General features: G+C 64.4%; 16 protein-coding genes. 9 read left to right on the top strand and 7 right to left on the bottom strand.

What is annotated here, in order from left to right; genetic code table 11:
• Positions 1 to 126 precede the first annotated feature (126 nt).
• Both K289_RS0110850 and K289_RS0110845 read left to right on the top strand, forming a co-directional pair.
• Entirely contained in the window at positions 127 to 1149 is a 1023-nt protein-coding gene (locus tag K289_RS0110850) for an NADP-dependent oxidoreductase (protein WP_035684424.1), read from the top strand.
• Positions 1150 to 1343: 194 nt separating this feature from the next.
• The gene (locus tag K289_RS0110845; RefSeq protein WP_027551533.1) at positions 1344 to 1640 is read left to right on the top strand and encodes a hypothetical protein; all 297 of its coding nucleotides are present in this window, start codon (positions 1344 to 1346) and stop codon (positions 1638 to 1640) included.
• Positions 1641 to 1650: 10 nt separating this feature from the next.
• Here the strand turns inward: K289_RS0110845 and K289_RS0110840 are convergent, their stop codons facing one another.
• From K289_RS0110840 to K289_RS0110830, 3 genes are all read right to left on the bottom strand, one after another.
• Entirely contained in the window at positions 1651 to 2493 is an 843-nt protein-coding gene (locus K289_RS0110840) for a metallophosphoesterase (protein WP_027551532.1), read from the bottom strand.
• Positions 2494 to 2562: 69 nt separating this feature from the next.
• Positions 2563 to 3174: a hypothetical protein gene (locus K289_RS0110835; protein ID WP_027551531.1), complete on the bottom strand. Its 612-nt coding sequence runs from the start codon at positions 3172 to 3174 to the stop codon at positions 2563 to 2565.
• A gap of 196 nt (positions 3175 to 3370) precedes the next feature.
• Positions 3371 to 4372 (bottom strand): radical SAM protein, encoded by a 1002-nt coding sequence (locus K289_RS0110830; protein ID WP_027551530.1) that lies wholly within the window; start codon positions 4370 to 4372, stop codon positions 3371 to 3373.
• A 129-nt stretch (positions 4373 to 4501) separates the two neighbouring features.
• Between K289_RS0110830 and K289_RS0110825 the strand changes: the two genes are divergently transcribed.
• Genes K289_RS0110825 through K289_RS0110815 form a run of 3 tightly spaced genes read left to right on the top strand, consistent with a single transcriptional unit; the run spans position 4502 to position 6977 of the window.
• Positions 4502 to 5167, top strand: a complete 666-nt coding sequence (locus K289_RS0110825; RefSeq protein ID WP_035684420.1) for an NUDIX domain-containing protein — start codon at positions 4502 to 4504, stop codon at positions 5165 to 5167.
• A 48-nt stretch (positions 5168 to 5215) separates the two neighbouring features.
• Positions 5216 to 5638, top strand: coding sequence for an MAPEG family protein (locus K289_RS0110820; RefSeq protein WP_027551528.1), 423 nt, complete (start codon positions 5216 to 5218; stop codon positions 5636 to 5638).
• 37 nt (positions 5639 to 5675) lie between these two features.
• Positions 5676 to 6977 (top strand): RsmB/NOP family class I SAM-dependent RNA methyltransferase, encoded by a 1302-nt coding sequence (locus tag K289_RS0110815; RefSeq protein ID WP_027551527.1) that lies wholly within the window; start codon positions 5676 to 5678, stop codon positions 6975 to 6977.
• A gap of 260 nt (positions 6978 to 7237) precedes the next feature.
• Here the strand turns inward: K289_RS0110815 and K289_RS0110810 are convergent, their stop codons facing one another.
• Both K289_RS0110810 and K289_RS0110805 read right to left on the bottom strand, forming a co-directional pair.
• Positions 7238 to 7447, bottom strand: coding sequence for a cold-shock protein (locus K289_RS0110810; protein WP_027551526.1), 210 nt, complete (start codon positions 7445 to 7447; stop codon positions 7238 to 7240).
• 265 nt (positions 7448 to 7712) lie between these two features.
• Positions 7713 to 8045: a DHCW motif cupin fold protein gene (locus K289_RS0110805; RefSeq protein WP_027551525.1), complete on the bottom strand. Its 333-nt coding sequence runs from the start codon at positions 8043 to 8045 to the stop codon at positions 7713 to 7715.
• 407 nt (positions 8046 to 8452) lie between these two features.
• Here K289_RS0110805 and guaA point away from each other — a divergent pair, with 407 nt between their 5' ends.
• Together guaA and K289_RS0110795 are read left to right on the top strand one after the other, a co-directional pair.
• On the top strand, positions 8453 to 10051 hold the full coding sequence (guaA, locus tag K289_RS0110800; protein WP_027551524.1) for a glutamine-hydrolyzing GMP synthase: 1599 nt from the start codon (positions 8453 to 8455) through the stop codon (positions 10049 to 10051).
• A gap of 79 nt (positions 10052 to 10130) precedes the next feature.
• The gene (locus K289_RS0110795; protein ID WP_027551523.1) at positions 10131 to 11030 is read left to right on the top strand and encodes an HNH endonuclease; all 900 of its coding nucleotides are present in this window, start codon (positions 10131 to 10133) and stop codon (positions 11028 to 11030) included.
• Between the two features lie 612 nt (positions 11031 to 11642).
• Here the strand turns inward: K289_RS0110795 and K289_RS0110785 are convergent.
• Both K289_RS0110785 and K289_RS44190 read right to left on the bottom strand, forming a co-directional pair.
• The gene (locus K289_RS0110785; protein ID WP_027551521.1) at positions 11643 to 12143 is read right to left on the bottom strand and encodes a peptide deformylase; all 501 of its coding nucleotides are present in this window, start codon (positions 12141 to 12143) and stop codon (positions 11643 to 11645) included.
• Between the two features lie 35 nt (positions 12144 to 12178).
• Entirely contained in the window at positions 12179 to 13153 is a 975-nt protein-coding gene (locus K289_RS44190; protein ID WP_084788591.1) for a LysR family transcriptional regulator, read from the bottom strand.
• Positions 13154 to 13252: 99 nt separating this feature from the next.
• Here K289_RS44190 and K289_RS0110775 point away from each other — a divergent pair, with 99 nt between their 5' ends.
• The gene (locus K289_RS0110775; RefSeq protein WP_027551520.1) at positions 13253 to 14077 is read left to right on the top strand and encodes a class I SAM-dependent methyltransferase; all 825 of its coding nucleotides are present in this window, start codon (positions 13253 to 13255) and stop codon (positions 14075 to 14077) included.
• An 18-nt stretch (positions 14078 to 14095) separates the two neighbouring features.
• Positions 14096 to 14620, top strand: a complete 525-nt coding sequence (locus K289_RS0110770; RefSeq protein WP_027551519.1) for a hypothetical protein — start codon at positions 14096 to 14098, stop codon at positions 14618 to 14620.
• Positions 14621 to 14742: the final 122 nt, after the last annotated feature.

The raw sequence follows: 14742 nt of genomic DNA, 5'->3' as shown, positions 1-14742 counted from the left end.
GAGTGTGGATGGCACGTGCCCGGCTCAATGTGAGAGGCATCTGCGGCAACCACTCCATCGCTTTTGTATTGACGCGCCTCGCTCCCTCCGCTTCCGTCCGCGAAAGACAATTCGGAGGAAGTCATCATGTCTCAAGGCAAACGCATCGTTCTCGCCGCGCGTCCCGTCGGCGAGCCCAAGCCGTCTGATTTCCGCATCGAGGAATTCGCAGTCCCGACGCCTGCGGCGGGCGAAGTGCTGCTGCGCACGATCTGGCTGTCGCTCGATCCCTATATGCGCGGGCGCATGAGCGAGGGTCCGTCCTACGCCGCGCCGGTGCCGATCGGCGGCGTGATGGAAGGCGAGGCGGTCAGTGAGGTCGCGGCCTCCAACAATCCGGACTTCGCCAAGGGCGACATCGTGCGCATACGTTCTGGCTGGCAGACACACGCGATCTCGAACGGCAAGGGTCTGATCAAGGTCGATCCCAAGCTCGGTCCGATCTCGACCTCCATCGGCGTGCTCGGCATGCCCGGCATGACCGCGTACACGGGCCTGCTCGATATCGGCAAACCGCAAGCAGGCGAGACCGTCGTCGTCGCCGGCGCCTCCGGCGCGGTCGGCTCCGCCGTGGGCCAGATCGCGAAGATCAAGGGCGCACGCGCCGTCGGCATCGCCGGCGGCAAGGACAAGTGCGACTACGTGGTGAAGGAGCTCGGCTTCGATGCCTGCATCGATCACCGCGATCCCGATCTCGCGGCCAAGCTGAAGGACGCCTGCCCGAAGGGCATCGACGTCTATTTCGAGAATGTCGGCGGCGCGGTGTTCGAGGCGGTCTTCCCGCTGCTCAATCCGTTCGCGCGCGTGCCGGTCTGCGGCCTGATCGCGCACTACAACGACACCGAGGCCAAGCCGCCGAAATGGGCAGGCGCCATGATGCGCGCGACGCTGACCAAGCGGCTGACCTTCCGCGGCTTCATCGTCTCTGATTTCGCGGCACGTCATGGCGACTTCCTGCGCGACATGTCGGCCTGGGTCCGCGAGGGCAAGGTAAAATACAAGGAGTTCGTCACCGAGGGCCTGGAGAGCGCGCCGGGCGCCTTCATGGGCCTCTTGAAGGGCGCCAATTTCGGCAAGCAGCTGGTCCGGGTCGGCCCCGACAAAGCCTAGCTGGCACCTCAAGCTCCCCCGGGGGCCGTCTTCGGCTCCCCCGGGGCCGTCTTCGGCTCCCCCGGGGTCAGCAAATGGTTAAGAAAGAGTCACCGATCGGCAACACCCGGCCCGCAAAAGCCGCAGGTGTGACCCTCGGTTCCTTGACCTCCGAGCGAAGGCATTGAATCATCGCGTATATTTCAGGTGCGATGATGTTAGAGATTGGTATTTTCTGCGTAATATTGCTGGCTGCCGGCTATTGGGCGGCGATGTATGTCATGGGCCGTCGTGATGACGTGATCCATGGCAAGTTTGTCCATGCCGAGGATGCGGCCGAGTTCGTGCCGGCCCAGATGCGGACGCCTCCGCCGCCATTTCCGCGGCGCCCGGTCAAGGCCGCCAAGCCTGCGAATGTGCAGCCTGGCGTTGATGAGTCCAAGCCGGTGAACAGCGCGGCTCTGCAATCCTTGCTCGCCGCGATTCAGCAGGATCTCAAGAGCGTCGCTTGATGCGTGCGCGCTAATGCGCGCCGTCCATCTGCGTGAGGATTTCCTCGAGGTCGATATCGACCTGACCCGCCGCGCGGACGTGGCGGACTTCAAGGCTGTCGGGCTGGAAGCGGTATTCGACGAGGCCGGTTTCCTTGATCGCGATCCGGTCCTGGCGCGTGTCGTTGATCTTGAAGCCGGCTGACGGCGCCCAGATGTGTCGCGTATGGCGGAACGTGAAGTCGCGCCGCTGATGCACGTGCCCGCTGGCGATCAGTCGCAGATCGACGCGCGCAAACATCTCGATCAGGCGCGCACGCGCCGGCTGGGGCACGTAGCGGATCGAGGTCTCGACCAATTCGGGATCGTCGGGGAGGTTGAGAAACACCGGCTTGTGCAGGAACAGCGCGACCGGCTTGCCGTTCACGCGCCCGATTTCCGAGGCCAGCCAGTCGAACTGCTCGGCCTCGAAGGCCAGCCCTGAATTCATCACCAGCGAGTTGAGGCCGATGAAACACCAGCCCGCGGCCTCGAACGACCAGTGATCCTCGCCGATCACGGTGCAGAATTGCTGGCGGTGCGCTTCCTCGACCGGCGGCTTGGGGGCCGGCCCGATCGCGGTGGGATTGTCGCCGATGTCGTGATTGCCCGGCAGGTAGCGGCAGGTGACGGGCAGGGCGTCGTGCAGGCTCTTGGCGAACTCGACATCGTCGCGGCTGGTCGGCCCGTCGAAGGAGACGTCGCCGGTGTTGATGACGAGATCGGGCCTGTCAGCGTCGATATGCTCACTGACGCGGTGGAAATTCGCGACCAGGCCGGGAAAGCGCCGGCCAAGATGCGTGTCGGAAATCTGCGTCAGGCGAAATTCGGACATGAGGTCAGCATACCCGTTGCCACGCGTCGGAACGATGACGGCGCGCCCATGCATTGCAATGAACAAAGTTTAAAATACGCGGTAGCGGATCGTGTAGGCGTCCTGCGGCGCGACGCTGCCTGCAAAGGGCGAGGCGATGTGGTCGGCAAGATGCCAGGGGCCGAACTGCTCGGAGCGATGCGGCTCGGCGGGCAGGCGGAGGCGGAACTCGAAGGTGCCCTTTCCGGGCAGGCTCACGACCAGTAAGCGGTCAGCGGTGCGGTGATTGAGCGCCACCACGCCGCGTAGCACCGAGCGTCCATCGCCAAGCTCGCGCACGCCGTCGACCAGCACCAGCGTCTGGTTGCGGTCGGTGTGCAGCTCGATCTGGGTGTCGCTCACCGCCGTCAGGGTCTCCTTCGGCATGCGGATTTCGAACTCGACCGCGGGCTTGGACGGGTTGAGCCCGAGATAGGCCAGCGCGGCATGGTGCATGTCGTAGGCGACGAAGACGAACAGGACGGCCGCGGCAAGGGCCGCGAGGCCGTGCCGGAGCACGTCGCGCCAGGTCCGGTAGCCCGTGCGGAAATAGACGGTCATTGCCAGCGCAACCGCCAGTGCGGCTGCGATGCCGGCGAGCGCCGACATCAGGATGCCGAGGGACGCATCGGGGGAGTCGTTGAACAGAGACGTGATGCTCATGGCGGCGTCGCCTGGAGGATCAAAATCGCATGAAGTATCGAGACTTGGTCGTGCGATCGAAAGCGCCGGTTCAAGCCGTTCAGGAACCGACGGCGACGGCCGCCATAAAATGAGGGCGTCACCGCTGCCGGCCTTCGAGCGATTCCGGTGGCAGCTCAAATGGATTGGCCGCGATCCCAGTTTCGATGCTGACGACCTATTCCGCAGCCGCAAGTGCCGGCGCCTCACGGCGCGCGGCATTGAACTTGCCGCAGACTTGCGTGCTGAGGCAGTCGTCGCATTGCCTGGACCGCGCGGCCTGTCGCATCCGGCGGAAGCGGTCGGGCAGGGCGGCAAGATCGGCGGCGCTGCGCACGCTGCCGACGTCGGCGCCGTAGTCCTGCGTCGTGAAGCTGCAGGGTGAGATCAGGCCCTTTTCGTCGATGAACAGGAAGCTTTGTCCGGGATCGCAGTCTGCGACCGGGATCTGCTCGTCGCGTGCGCTGGCGCGGATACGAGTGAGATACTGCTCGCCGCCGACCAGGACGACGCCGCGCGCCGAAAGGCCCCGGCGGATCTCCGGCAGCGCCCGCGCCAGCGCATCGACGTCGGCGCGGGTGAGGCGGTGCTCTGGATAGAACTCCGGCCGATCGCGGCCGCCGAGCTGATTGTAGGTGATCTCGCTGATGCCCCAACCGGCGAGCTCCCGGCACAGCGCGGCGAATTCGCCGACGTTCTGGTGCATCAGCACGACATTGGCGCGCAGCTTCAGCCTCGAGCCGAGCGCCCGGGCCTCCGCCGCGAGCGCAGGCACCCAGAGGCGCAGCTTTTCGAAGCCGCCCGCCCAGCCGCGCGATGGATCATGGAAGGCCGAGAAGCCATCGACGCTGATGGTCAGCTCCTTGTAGGTCTCGCAGAGATGCCGGCGGAGCTGCGGGCTGCCGAGCGTAGTGCCGTTGGTGGTCGCACTCACCTCGAGGCCGAGCCCGCGCACGGCGTGGGTGAGGGCCTGTAGCGGTTGCCAGCGCAGCGGCTCGCCGCCGAGCCAGCTCAGGAGCACCCGATCACCGGTCCCTGCCTGATGCTCGGCAAGCACCGCAGCGAAACGGAGGATGTCCGCGGGCGCGGCCTGGCTTCGCGGGAAGCCGAGGCGCTTGTCGAATGCGCAGAAACCGCAGGCGAGGTTGCAACTGTCCACGACACGCCAGACGACGATCATGATGGCCTCTCACTTTGACCCAGTGTCTCGGGCGACGCTTGCTGTCACCTTGACGAAGCTTCTCCTTCACATCGGTGCATTGCAACTTGTTATTTGCAATTTGCTATTTGAATACGGTATGATGGCCTTATGGCCACCGAGCTCATCCGCCCGATCCTCACCGTCGACGTCGTGCTTCTGACCCTGCATGACGACCGGATCCATGTCGTGCTCCAGGCGCGCGAAAAGGCCCCGCACGCCGGCGCGCTCGCTCTTGTCGGCGGCTACGTTCATCCGGAGGAGGATCAGTCCACCGCCGCGGCTGCGGCGCGGGTGCTGCGCGACAAGGCCGGTCTTGCGGTCCGCGTGCTCGAGCAATTGATGACGTTTTCCGGCGGCGACCGCGATCCGCGCGGGTGGTCGGCATCGGTCGCCTATTATGCGCTGCTGCCCCACGAGGAAATTGCCGAACGGGGCGATGCGTCCCTCAGAATGCTGCCGTTTGCGCAAGTGAAGGGGCTTCCGTTCGACCACGATGCCATCGTCGCCGGCGCGATGCAGCGCTGCCGGCGCCGCGCGGCCTATTCGTCGCTGCCGGCCTTCCTGCTGTCGCCGGCCTTCACCCTGCCGGAACTTCGCCGCGCCTATGAAGCCGCGCTCGGCCGCTCGCTCAACGACAGCGCGTTCAGGCGCAAGATCGACGAGTTGCGGATGGTCGAGCCGGTCAGCGGCTCCGTCAGCAAGGCTACGGCGCGGCCGGCCCAATTGTTCCGCCTGAGCAAGTCCGGCGTTGTCGAATTCGATCGCACCGTGTAGCGGTTGTCGGCGCGCTGCCGTTCGCGCGTCATTTTCGGGAAAGTTCCGATGTCCGTTCAAATGGTCTTGCTGCCGGTCTTCGTGCAGGTTGCCCTGACCTTCGCGCTGCTGATCGGGATGGCGCTGGCGCGCCGCCGCTCGCTGGTCTCCGGCGAGACCAGGAGCCGCGACGTTGCCCTGGGTGAGCCGAACTGGCCGAAGGAGGCCACACAAATTGCCAATTGCTACCGCAACCAGTTCGAGTTGCCGGTGCTGTTCTACGCGCTGATTGCGCTGGCGCTCCCGCTGCGCCATGCCGATCTCTTCATCGTGCTGATGTCCTGGGTGTTCGTGGTGACGCGCTTCGCCCATGCCGGCATCTTCGTTTCGTCGAACGATCTCGGCCGGCGCTCGACGATCTGGCTCGCTGGCGTGCTCGTGCTGCTCGCGATGTGGATCTACTTCACGCTGCGGATCTTGTTGCTGATTTGAGCGCCTTAAGCGCCAATCCTGATCTGAAAGATTTAGAATGACCCCCGCTGCCCGGCTGTCCGCAGCCATCGAACTGATCGACATCATCGAGAAGGACCGCGTGCCCGCGGCCAAGGCGCTGAAGGAGTGGGGCACGGCGCATCGCTTTGCCGGCTCCGGCGACCGCGCCGCGATCGCCGGCCTCGTCTGGGACGTGCTGCGCCGTTATGCCTCGAGCGCGTTCCTGATGGACGCCGACACCGCGCGGGCGCGGCTGATCGGGATGCTCCGCCTCGAGCGCGACATGGATACCGCGACCATGGCCGCGCTGTTCGACGGCAGCCGGTTTGCGCCGGCGCCGCTGACGGAGGCGGAGGCGGCGGCGCTGGCCTCGCGTTCCCTCAAGGGCGCGCCGGCCGCGATTGCCGGCGACTATCCGGAATGGCTCGACCCGCACTTCGCCAAAGTATTCGGCGAGGATCGCGTGGCGGAAGCAACCGCGATGGCGAGCCGGGCGCCGCTCGATTTGCGCGTCAACACGCTAAAATCCAATCGCGACAAGGCGCTGCGCGCGCTTGCTCATCTTCATGCGAAACCGACGCCGTGGTCGCCAACCGGCCTGCGCATCGAGCTTTCGGCCGATGCGCGCAATCCCGGCATCCAGGCGGAAGAGGATTTCATCAAGGGCGGCATTGAAGTGCAGGATGAAGGCTCGCAGCTCGCGGCCGCCTTCACCGCGGCAAAGCCGGGCGAGCAGGTCATCGACCTCTGCGCCGGCGCCGGCGGCAAGACTCTGGCGCTCGCGGCCCTGATGCAGGGCAAGGGCCGGCTGATCGCGACCGACCGCGACAAGCGCCAGCTCGCCCCGATCCACGAGCGGCTGTCGCGCGCCGGCGTCCACAACGCCGATGTTCGCACGCCCAAGGGCGAGGCCGATGCGTTGTCCGACATCCGCAGCTCGGCCGATCTCGTCGTGATCGACGCGCCCTGCACCGGAACCGGAACCTGGCGCCGCAATCCCGACGCCAAATGGCGCATGCGCCCCGGCGCGCTGGAGATCCGCTTGCGCGACCAGGCCGAGGTGCTGGAGCGCGCCGTGCCGCTGGTGAAGGCGGGCGGCCGCATCGCCTACATCACTTGCTCGGTGCTGACTGAGGAGAACGGCGAGCAGGTCAGGGCCTTCGTCGGTCGCCATCCCGAGTTCTCGGTCGTGCCGCCCGACGAGACCGCGAGCGTGCTGTGGGACAAGGCCGAGGATTTTGCGCAAGCCGCGCTGCAATCGGCCGAAGGCTGGCTGATGACGCCGCGGCGGACAGGGACTGACGGGTTCTTCGTGTCGGTCTTGAGGAAGGCTGGCTAATCGTACTCCGTCATTCCACATTGCGCAGTTGCGCAATGGGGGCTCGCGAAGCGAGAACCCGGAATCCATGGAGCCGCAGAGATCGCCGCGCGATGGATTCCGGGTTCGCCCTCCGGGCGCCCCGGAATGACGGACTGGCGCGGGCGAAGCGGCACAGTTCCATCCAAACAAAAGCCCCGCGCACCGAAGCTCGGTGGCGGGGCTTGATGGCTTGCGCTCTGCCGGTACGTCCGTGGTCAGAGCGCCGCTGCGCTGGCGGATTAGCCGACGCGGAGATTGTCAGCGGAGGACTTGCCGCTGCGGCGGTCGGCGACGATGTCGAACGACACCTTCTGGCCCTCGTTGAGGGTGCTCAGGCCGGCGCGTTCCACCGCGCTGATGTGGACGAAAACGTCCTTGTTGCCGTCATCCGGCTGAATGAAACCAAAGCCTTTTTGGTTGTTGAACCACTTCACGGTGCCCATAGCCATGGGAATTTCCTTTTTCATAAGATACGCACGTGGACCGGTACGCATTGCGCCCATGATCCTGATGAGTCGATGTGTTGGAAAAATCATCTGAAGCGTGCGCGCCCGTCAGAAACGAGGCGAAGCGGCCCAGTCGTTCGGCCAATGATCGATGATCACAATCTAGCGAAATAATGGGGCTACTTCAAGGCACTACCCGCACATCGCGACAGCCCATCAGTTTTCTATTTGGCGCTGTAAATTCGCCGCTCCGCTCGCTGGCGCGCCCTCAATCCACGATGAAAAGCGTCGCGCCGGTGGTGGTCGACGAGCGATGCGCGGCATCGCCGAAATCCGAGACCTGGTAGCTCATGCCCGGCGTGAGCTTGAATCGGCGCCCGTCGCGCAGCTCGGTGTCGAGCTCACCTTGCAGCACGTAGAGCACGTGGCCGCGGTCGCACCAGTGATCGGCGAGATAGCCCGGCGAATACTCGACCATCCGCACCCGCAGCTCGCCGATGTCCAGCGTCCGCCACAGTGCCTCTCCGCTCTCGCCCGGATGCACCGTCGGCGCAATCCGGCTCCAGTCGGTGACGGTGAAGGGGGAGGTCGGGAGTTTCATTGTGGTCATCCTGTTTCGGTGCGGGTGGACCGCTTCCGTTATCGTACGCCCTCACCGCAATCTCCGTCATTGCGAGCGCAGCGAAGCAATCCAGGACTGTACCCGCGGAAATCTCGCAATGATGAGTTTACGGCACGACCGCACCACGTTCTGGCTGTCATCGCCCGCCTTGTGCGCAATTGCGCACTGGAGCAGGCGATCCAGTATTCCAGAGGCTGCGACGTGATGCGGAGAAGCCGCGGCGTACTTCATTCCCCGCTTTCGCGGGGAATGACGGCGGTGGGTGAGGAAGGCCCAAATTAGGTCAATAATACGTACCTATACCGCTTTGTCCATGCCCAAAGAAGAATGTGGGCGCGCCGGCCCACGCGGTTGCGGGCGGGGCCCCCGTCGCGTATCTGCTTGCCATGACAGCAGCACAGAACGACCGCTCCCCGTCGACGTCCTCCGTGGCCTCGGCGCACGACAAGATTCTCATCGTCGACTTCGGCAGCCAGGTGACGCAGCTCATCGCGCGTCGCGTGCGTGAGGACGGCGTCTATTGCGAGATCGTCCCGTTCAACAAGGCCGAAGGCGCCTTCGGGGAGATGAAGCCCAAGGCGGTGATCCTCTCCGGCGGACCTGCCTCGGTGCTCGACGACAATGCGCCGGCTGCCCCAATGTCTATCCTCACCGCCGGCGTGCCGGTGCTCGGCATCTGCTATGGCGAGCAGACCATGGCGCAGCAGTTGGGGGGCACCGTCGAGGCCGGCCATCACCGTGAATTCGGCCGCGCAACAATAGAGGTCACCGACGATTGCGCGCTGTTCGAGGGCGTCTGGCAGAAGGGCGGCCGCTACGACGTCTGGATGAGCCATGGTGACCGCGTCACCAAGCTCCCCGATGGTTTCCGCGGCGTGGCGAAAGCCCAGGGCTCGCCGATCTCCGTCATCGCCGACGACAAGCGCAAATTCTACGCGATGCAGTTCCACCCCGAGGTCGTGCACACGGTGGACGGTGCCAAGCTCATCCGCAATTTCGTACGCAAGATCGCAGGCCTCAGCGGCGACTGGACCATGCGCGCCTTCCGCGAGGAGGAGATCCAGAAGATCCGTAGCCAGGTCGGCAAGGGCAGGGTGATCTGCGGCCTCTCCGGCGGCGTCGATTCGGCCGTGGCCGCCGTGCTGATCCACGAGGCGATCGGCGACCAGCTCACCTGCGTCTTCGTCGATCACGGCCTCTTGCGCCTCGACGAAGCGAAGACCGTGGTCGATCTGTTCCGCCACCACTACAACATCTCGCTCGTGCACGTGGATGCGTCGAAGCAGTTTCTGGGCGAGCTCGAAGGCGTCACCGATCCCGAAGTGAAGCGCAAGACCATCGGCCGCCTCTTCATCGAGGTGTTCGAGCAGGAGGCCAAGAAGATCGGCGGCGCCGACTTCCTCGCGCAGGGCACGCTCTATCCCGACGTGATCGAGAGCGTCTCCTTCACCGGCGGCCCCTCGGTGACGATCAAGTCGCACCACAATGTCGGCGGTCTGCCCGAGCGCATGAACATGAAGCTCGTCGAGCCCCTGCGCGAGCTCTTCAAGGACGAGGTGCGCAAGCTCGGCCGCGAGCTCGGCCTTCCCGAAATCTTCGTCGGCCGCCATCCGTTCCCGGGCCCGGGCCTCGCCATCCGCTGCCCCGGCGACATCACCCGCGACAAGCTCGACATCCTGCGCCAGGCCGACGCCGTCTACATCGATCAGATTCGCAAGCACGGCCTCTACGACGAAATCTGGCAGGCCTTCGCCGTGCTGCTCCCCGTGAAGACCGTCGGCGTCATGGGCGACGGCCGCACCTACGACTACGTCGTGGGCCTGCGCGCCGTCACCTCCACCGACGGCATGACCGCGGACTTCTACCAGTTCGACATGAAGTTTCTCGGCGAGACCGCCACGCGCATCATCAACGAGGTGAAGGGCGTGAACCGGGTGGTGTACGACGTGACCAGCAAGCCGCCCGGGACGATTGAGTGGGAGTAGGGGGGGCGTGCGCCTGCGGTAGGTTTCGCATAGCTCGATCTTGGGGAGATCGAAATTGAAGGGGCGCACTGAATAAATCATGGGATTCGGGGTCTTCATCCATCGCTTGGACTCGATCTACGATGACAACCCGGCCGAACGATATCAGTTTCCCAGTCAGTACCTGCGTCGGGTCGAAGCCTGCGTCGGGGACTGGATAATCTACTATGAACCGAGCAAGGTCGCCGAAATGCGAGGCTACTTTGCGATTGCAAGGGTACAGCAAGTTATTCCTGACCCTGGCACGCCGGGGATGTATCTCGCTCTGATTGAGCCGGGAAGCTATCTCGATTTTGCCAACCCTGTCCCTTTCAACGGATCGAGCGGGCCAGTGGAACGCGGCGTCCTAAATGAGCATGGACGAATCTCAGGGCGTGCTCAGTCGGCAGTCCGTCCAATTTCGCCCGACGATTTCAATCGAATACTCGAGCTTGGTTTCGCGGAAGGCGCACCGTTGCTGCCCCGAGTTGATACCGACGTTCGATCGTCCCAATTTGATGAAGAGCAGGCACCCTTTAGATTCGAGCAGCAACGAGACCGCGTCAGCCTTACGGTATCCAGAGTTCTACGCGATCGAGTTTTTCGTCGAATCGTACTGCGCGCCTATGATGAGCGTTGCGCCATCACCGGGCTGAAGCTCATCAATGGAATGGGGCGCGCAGAGGTCGCGGCAGCGCATATACGGCCTGTGGAGGCAAATGGGCCGGACATCGTTAGCAATGGGATCGCTCTTTCGGGCACCGCGCATTGGATGTTCGATCGCGGTCTCATTAGCTTGGCCGATGATCTGGCGATATTGATCTCGCGTCAGACAAACGATCTGGACGGAGTCCGGTCGATAATCAACAAGACCGGCCGCGCGTTTGAGCCGCAGCGGATGTCGGATCGGCCACACCCACATTTCTTGAAATGGCATCGCGAGCATTGTTTCAAGCAATAAGCCCGTAGGATGGGTAGAGCGCAGCGAAACCCATCGCGCCTGGGAAACGGGATTGATGGGTATCGCTTCCCTCCACCCTCCTGCGAGCTTATCTTCCTAGCGACATTGCGATGCGCGACGCGAGAAGGTTAAACATGAAGCCGGGGGAATAGCCCCGGTAGCTTGGCAAATCGTCTGGAAGTGCAACTCCATCGGGCTTGAACTTCGTGCAGATCCGTAGCTGCAGGGGCGGGGGTTCTCCGTGAAATCTCGCTCTGTATGCCGAGACCCAGTGCGGGCCTCTATCGAAATTCATGAACATCGCCGAATTGCAACACGCAGCGACAACTCTGTTTGTCGCCGAACTTTCCTTGAGCTTGTGAGGCCTTAGCAGTTCGGCTCCTCTGGAGCATTCGAACCTGTCTTTTCGATAGAGCATGTAGGCTGTCCCGCCATCGGGATCGCGCACGGCGCCGGCATTCGGGAGAGCTTCGATCTGGGTTGCCCCCTTCTGGCAGTCGTCGCAGTAACAGACGGCGCTTACAATCGGCTTGCCGAACGCCTTGAGTTCGACGCTGCTGCAGGAGCACGTTGCGATCAGGGTTGGTGCGCGGGTCATTTGTTGGCATCCCCCTACGAGTTTCGCGACAACTTCTCGAACCTCTTCACCAGCCGCTCCCGCTTCAGCCGCGATAGCCGCTGAATCCAGAACATGCCATCGAGCTGATCGATCTCGTGCTGGTGACAGACGGCACGTAGGCCGTCGGACTCCTCGGTCTGCATGTTGCCGTCGAGGTCCTGATAGCTGATCCGCACGCGGGCGTGGCGCTGGACCTCGTCGGTGACGCCGGGCATCGAGACGCTGCCTTCCTTGTGCAGGATCATCTCGGGTGAGGCCCATTCGATCTCAGGGTTGACGTAGGTGCGCGCGCCGTCCTTGGCGTCGAGCTCGAGCACCACGACGCGCAAGGGGATGCCGATATGCGGCGCCGTGATCCCGATGCCGGGTGCGGCGTGCATTGTTTCGAGCAGATCCGTTGCGAGCTCCCGCAAGCCGGCGTCGAACGCGGTCACTGGTCGTGCCGGCGTCGTGAGCCGGCGGTCGGGATAGCGGAGGATGGGGCGTATGGTCATGATCTCTGGATGGTGAAGATTTTGAAGCGTTGCCGTCAGGAGCTGCTTGCACGGCTGAGCTTGCGTGATCCCTTCGCGTTCGCTGCGCCTCGCGGTGTATCGGCGCCGCGATATCTGACGTGCTCGATGAACGCGCGCAGCTTTGGCAGGACCTGACGCTTTCCCGGATAGTACAGAAAGACCCCTGGGCCAGTCACGGCAAAGGGCGTCAAGAGCGCCTGGAGCCGGCCATCGGCAATCGCCGCTCGGGCGAGCGGACCGGGCACCTGCGCAAGTCCGACACCCTGGATGGCCGCGCCGACGAGCGTGGCATAGTCGTGGGCGATGAGGGGCCCTGACACGATCGCCTCGACGGACTTGTTGCCGTCGACGAACGGCCAGGGCGCGATCGATCCGTTGGAGCGGCGCAGGCGCAGGCAGGCATGCTGACGAAGATCGTCGATGCGCTGCGGCCGCTTCCGCCCGCGCAGATAATCGGGGCTGCCGACGACCATGAACGGGAACGGCTGCGTCAGCCGCACCGCGACCATATCCGGCGCGATGAGCTGGCCGAGACGGATGCCGGCATCGAAACCGCCGGCGGCGAGATCTACCATCTCCTCGCTCGCGGCGATCTCCACCTCGATCTCGGGATAGGCCTGGCAGAAGGCGGCGATCACGGGCTCGAGGATCAGCGGTACGACCGATCGGGGAACTGCGAGGCGGAGCAACCCGGCCGGGCGCTGGCCGAGGTCGCGCGCGGCTTCGCTCGCGGCCACGAGCTCCTCGAAGGCGGGTTTCGCGCGCGAGAAGAACCGCTCGCCGGCCTCGGTCAATCCGACGCTGCGCGTCGTGCGGGTGAACAGCGCCGCGCCGATGCGTGCCTCCAGCGTGCGCACCGCCTGGCTCATCGCCGACGGGGTCACGCCGAGCTCGGCGGCCGCGCGGCGAAAATTGCGGTGCCTGGCAACGGCGAGGAAGGCCTCGACGCCGTCGAGCGCGCTCTGCCGGATTGTGAAGTCCTGCTTCATAGCCCGTCGACATTATCGCGGATAGTCGCTGGGCGGAAGCGGCCGTATCTTTGCCGCGAGAAGTCGAGCTTTCACGGAGTGCTTTCACGGAGTCCTGCAATGACCGATGTCCTTGATGGCGTGCGCGACCACTATGCGGCGAGTGGCCTGACCGAGCGGCTGAAAGCGGCGCTCGCGGTGTTCGGTCCGGAAGATCAGCCGCTCGCTCCCCAGCAACTGGCAGCCCTCGATCAGTTCCACACCCGCGGCCTTGCGGCGACCGCCGACCTTGCGAAGCTCGCTGGAATTGCGGCCGATATGTCGGTGCTCGACGTCGGTGCGGGTGTCGGCGGCCCGGCGCGCTTTCTCGCAACGACTTACGGCTGCCGCGTGATCGGCGTCGATCTCAGCGATCCATTCGTCCTTGCCGCGCGCTATCTGACCGCGCGCACAGGTCAAAGCGAGCGCGTGTCGTTCGAGACGGCAAGCGCGATGGAGTTGCCGTTCGACGACGGCCGGTTCGACGTCGCGTGGCTCCAACACGTGGCCATGAACGTGCCGGACAGGGATCGGCTCTATCGCGAGATCCGCCGCGTGCTGAAGATCGGCGGCCGCTTTGCGACCTTCGATGTCGTGATGGGAGGCGGCGAGCCGCTCTATCCGGTGCCGTGGGCGCGCACGCCTGCGACGAGTTTCCTCCTGACCGCCGCGGCCACGCGCGAGGCGATCGAGGCAGCCGGCTTCCGCGTGCTGGTCTGGCAGGACGACAGCGAAGCCGCCAAGGCCTGGATCGCCCAGCTCCGCGCGTCCGGGCCGCCGCCGGCGCCAAATCTCGGTGTGGTGATGGGGCCGGAGTTCGCCCAGCTTGCCGCCAACCTCGGGCGAAACCTGCTGGAAGGCCGTCTCGGCATCCTCACCGCGGTGTTCGAAGCCGCGCCGATCTAGGCCAAGGAGGGACCGCAAATGTCGCCGGCCACCATTTTCCAGATTCATCTCGCGCTTGGCTACGTGCCGTGGCTGCTTCTCTTCTTCGCGTATGGCTGGCCCTGGCTCAGGTCGATGGAGCCCGTCGAAGCGCAACGCGTCATTGCCGCTCTTCACAGCTTCCGCTTCTTCGGCCTCGTCTTCCTGGTGCCTGGCGTGGTCGGGCCCCATCTGCCCGCCGGCTTTGCCATCACCGCCGCCTACGCCGACTTCGCAACCGGACTATTGGCCATGCTGGCGTTTGTCACGACGCGGCGGCCTGCGCTGTTCTGGCCGTTCGTCGTTGCCTTCAATCTTGCCGGGGCAGGTGACATCCTCGTCGACTACTATCACGGCGTTCAGCTTGGCCTCGCCGATGTGGCGGGGGAGTTGGGTGCCGTCTACGCGATCCCGATCATCTACGTGCCGCTGTTGATGATCACGCACGTGGCCGCGTTCTATCTGCTGGTCTCTTCTCGCGGTCGGCAGCGTCTGGAGCGCGATGAGATTGAGCTCGCTCGATGATGACATCGTGCCGGTGTTTTGCCCGACGTGTCAAATCGCTTGCGGACATCGTCGGGCAAGGCGCCGGCTACTTTGCATGGGGTTGTTTTCGAGATTTTTGATGTGGAGCATAAACCCTCAAG

This window comes from Bradyrhizobium sp. Cp5.3 (genome assembly GCF_000426265.1).
In the GTDB taxonomy this organism is placed as follows: domain Bacteria; phylum Pseudomonadota; class Alphaproteobacteria; order Rhizobiales; family Xanthobacteraceae; genus Bradyrhizobium; species Bradyrhizobium neotropicale.
Note: the sequence above shows the minus strand (reverse complement) of the source record. Positions and strands in the feature narration are given on the sequence as shown.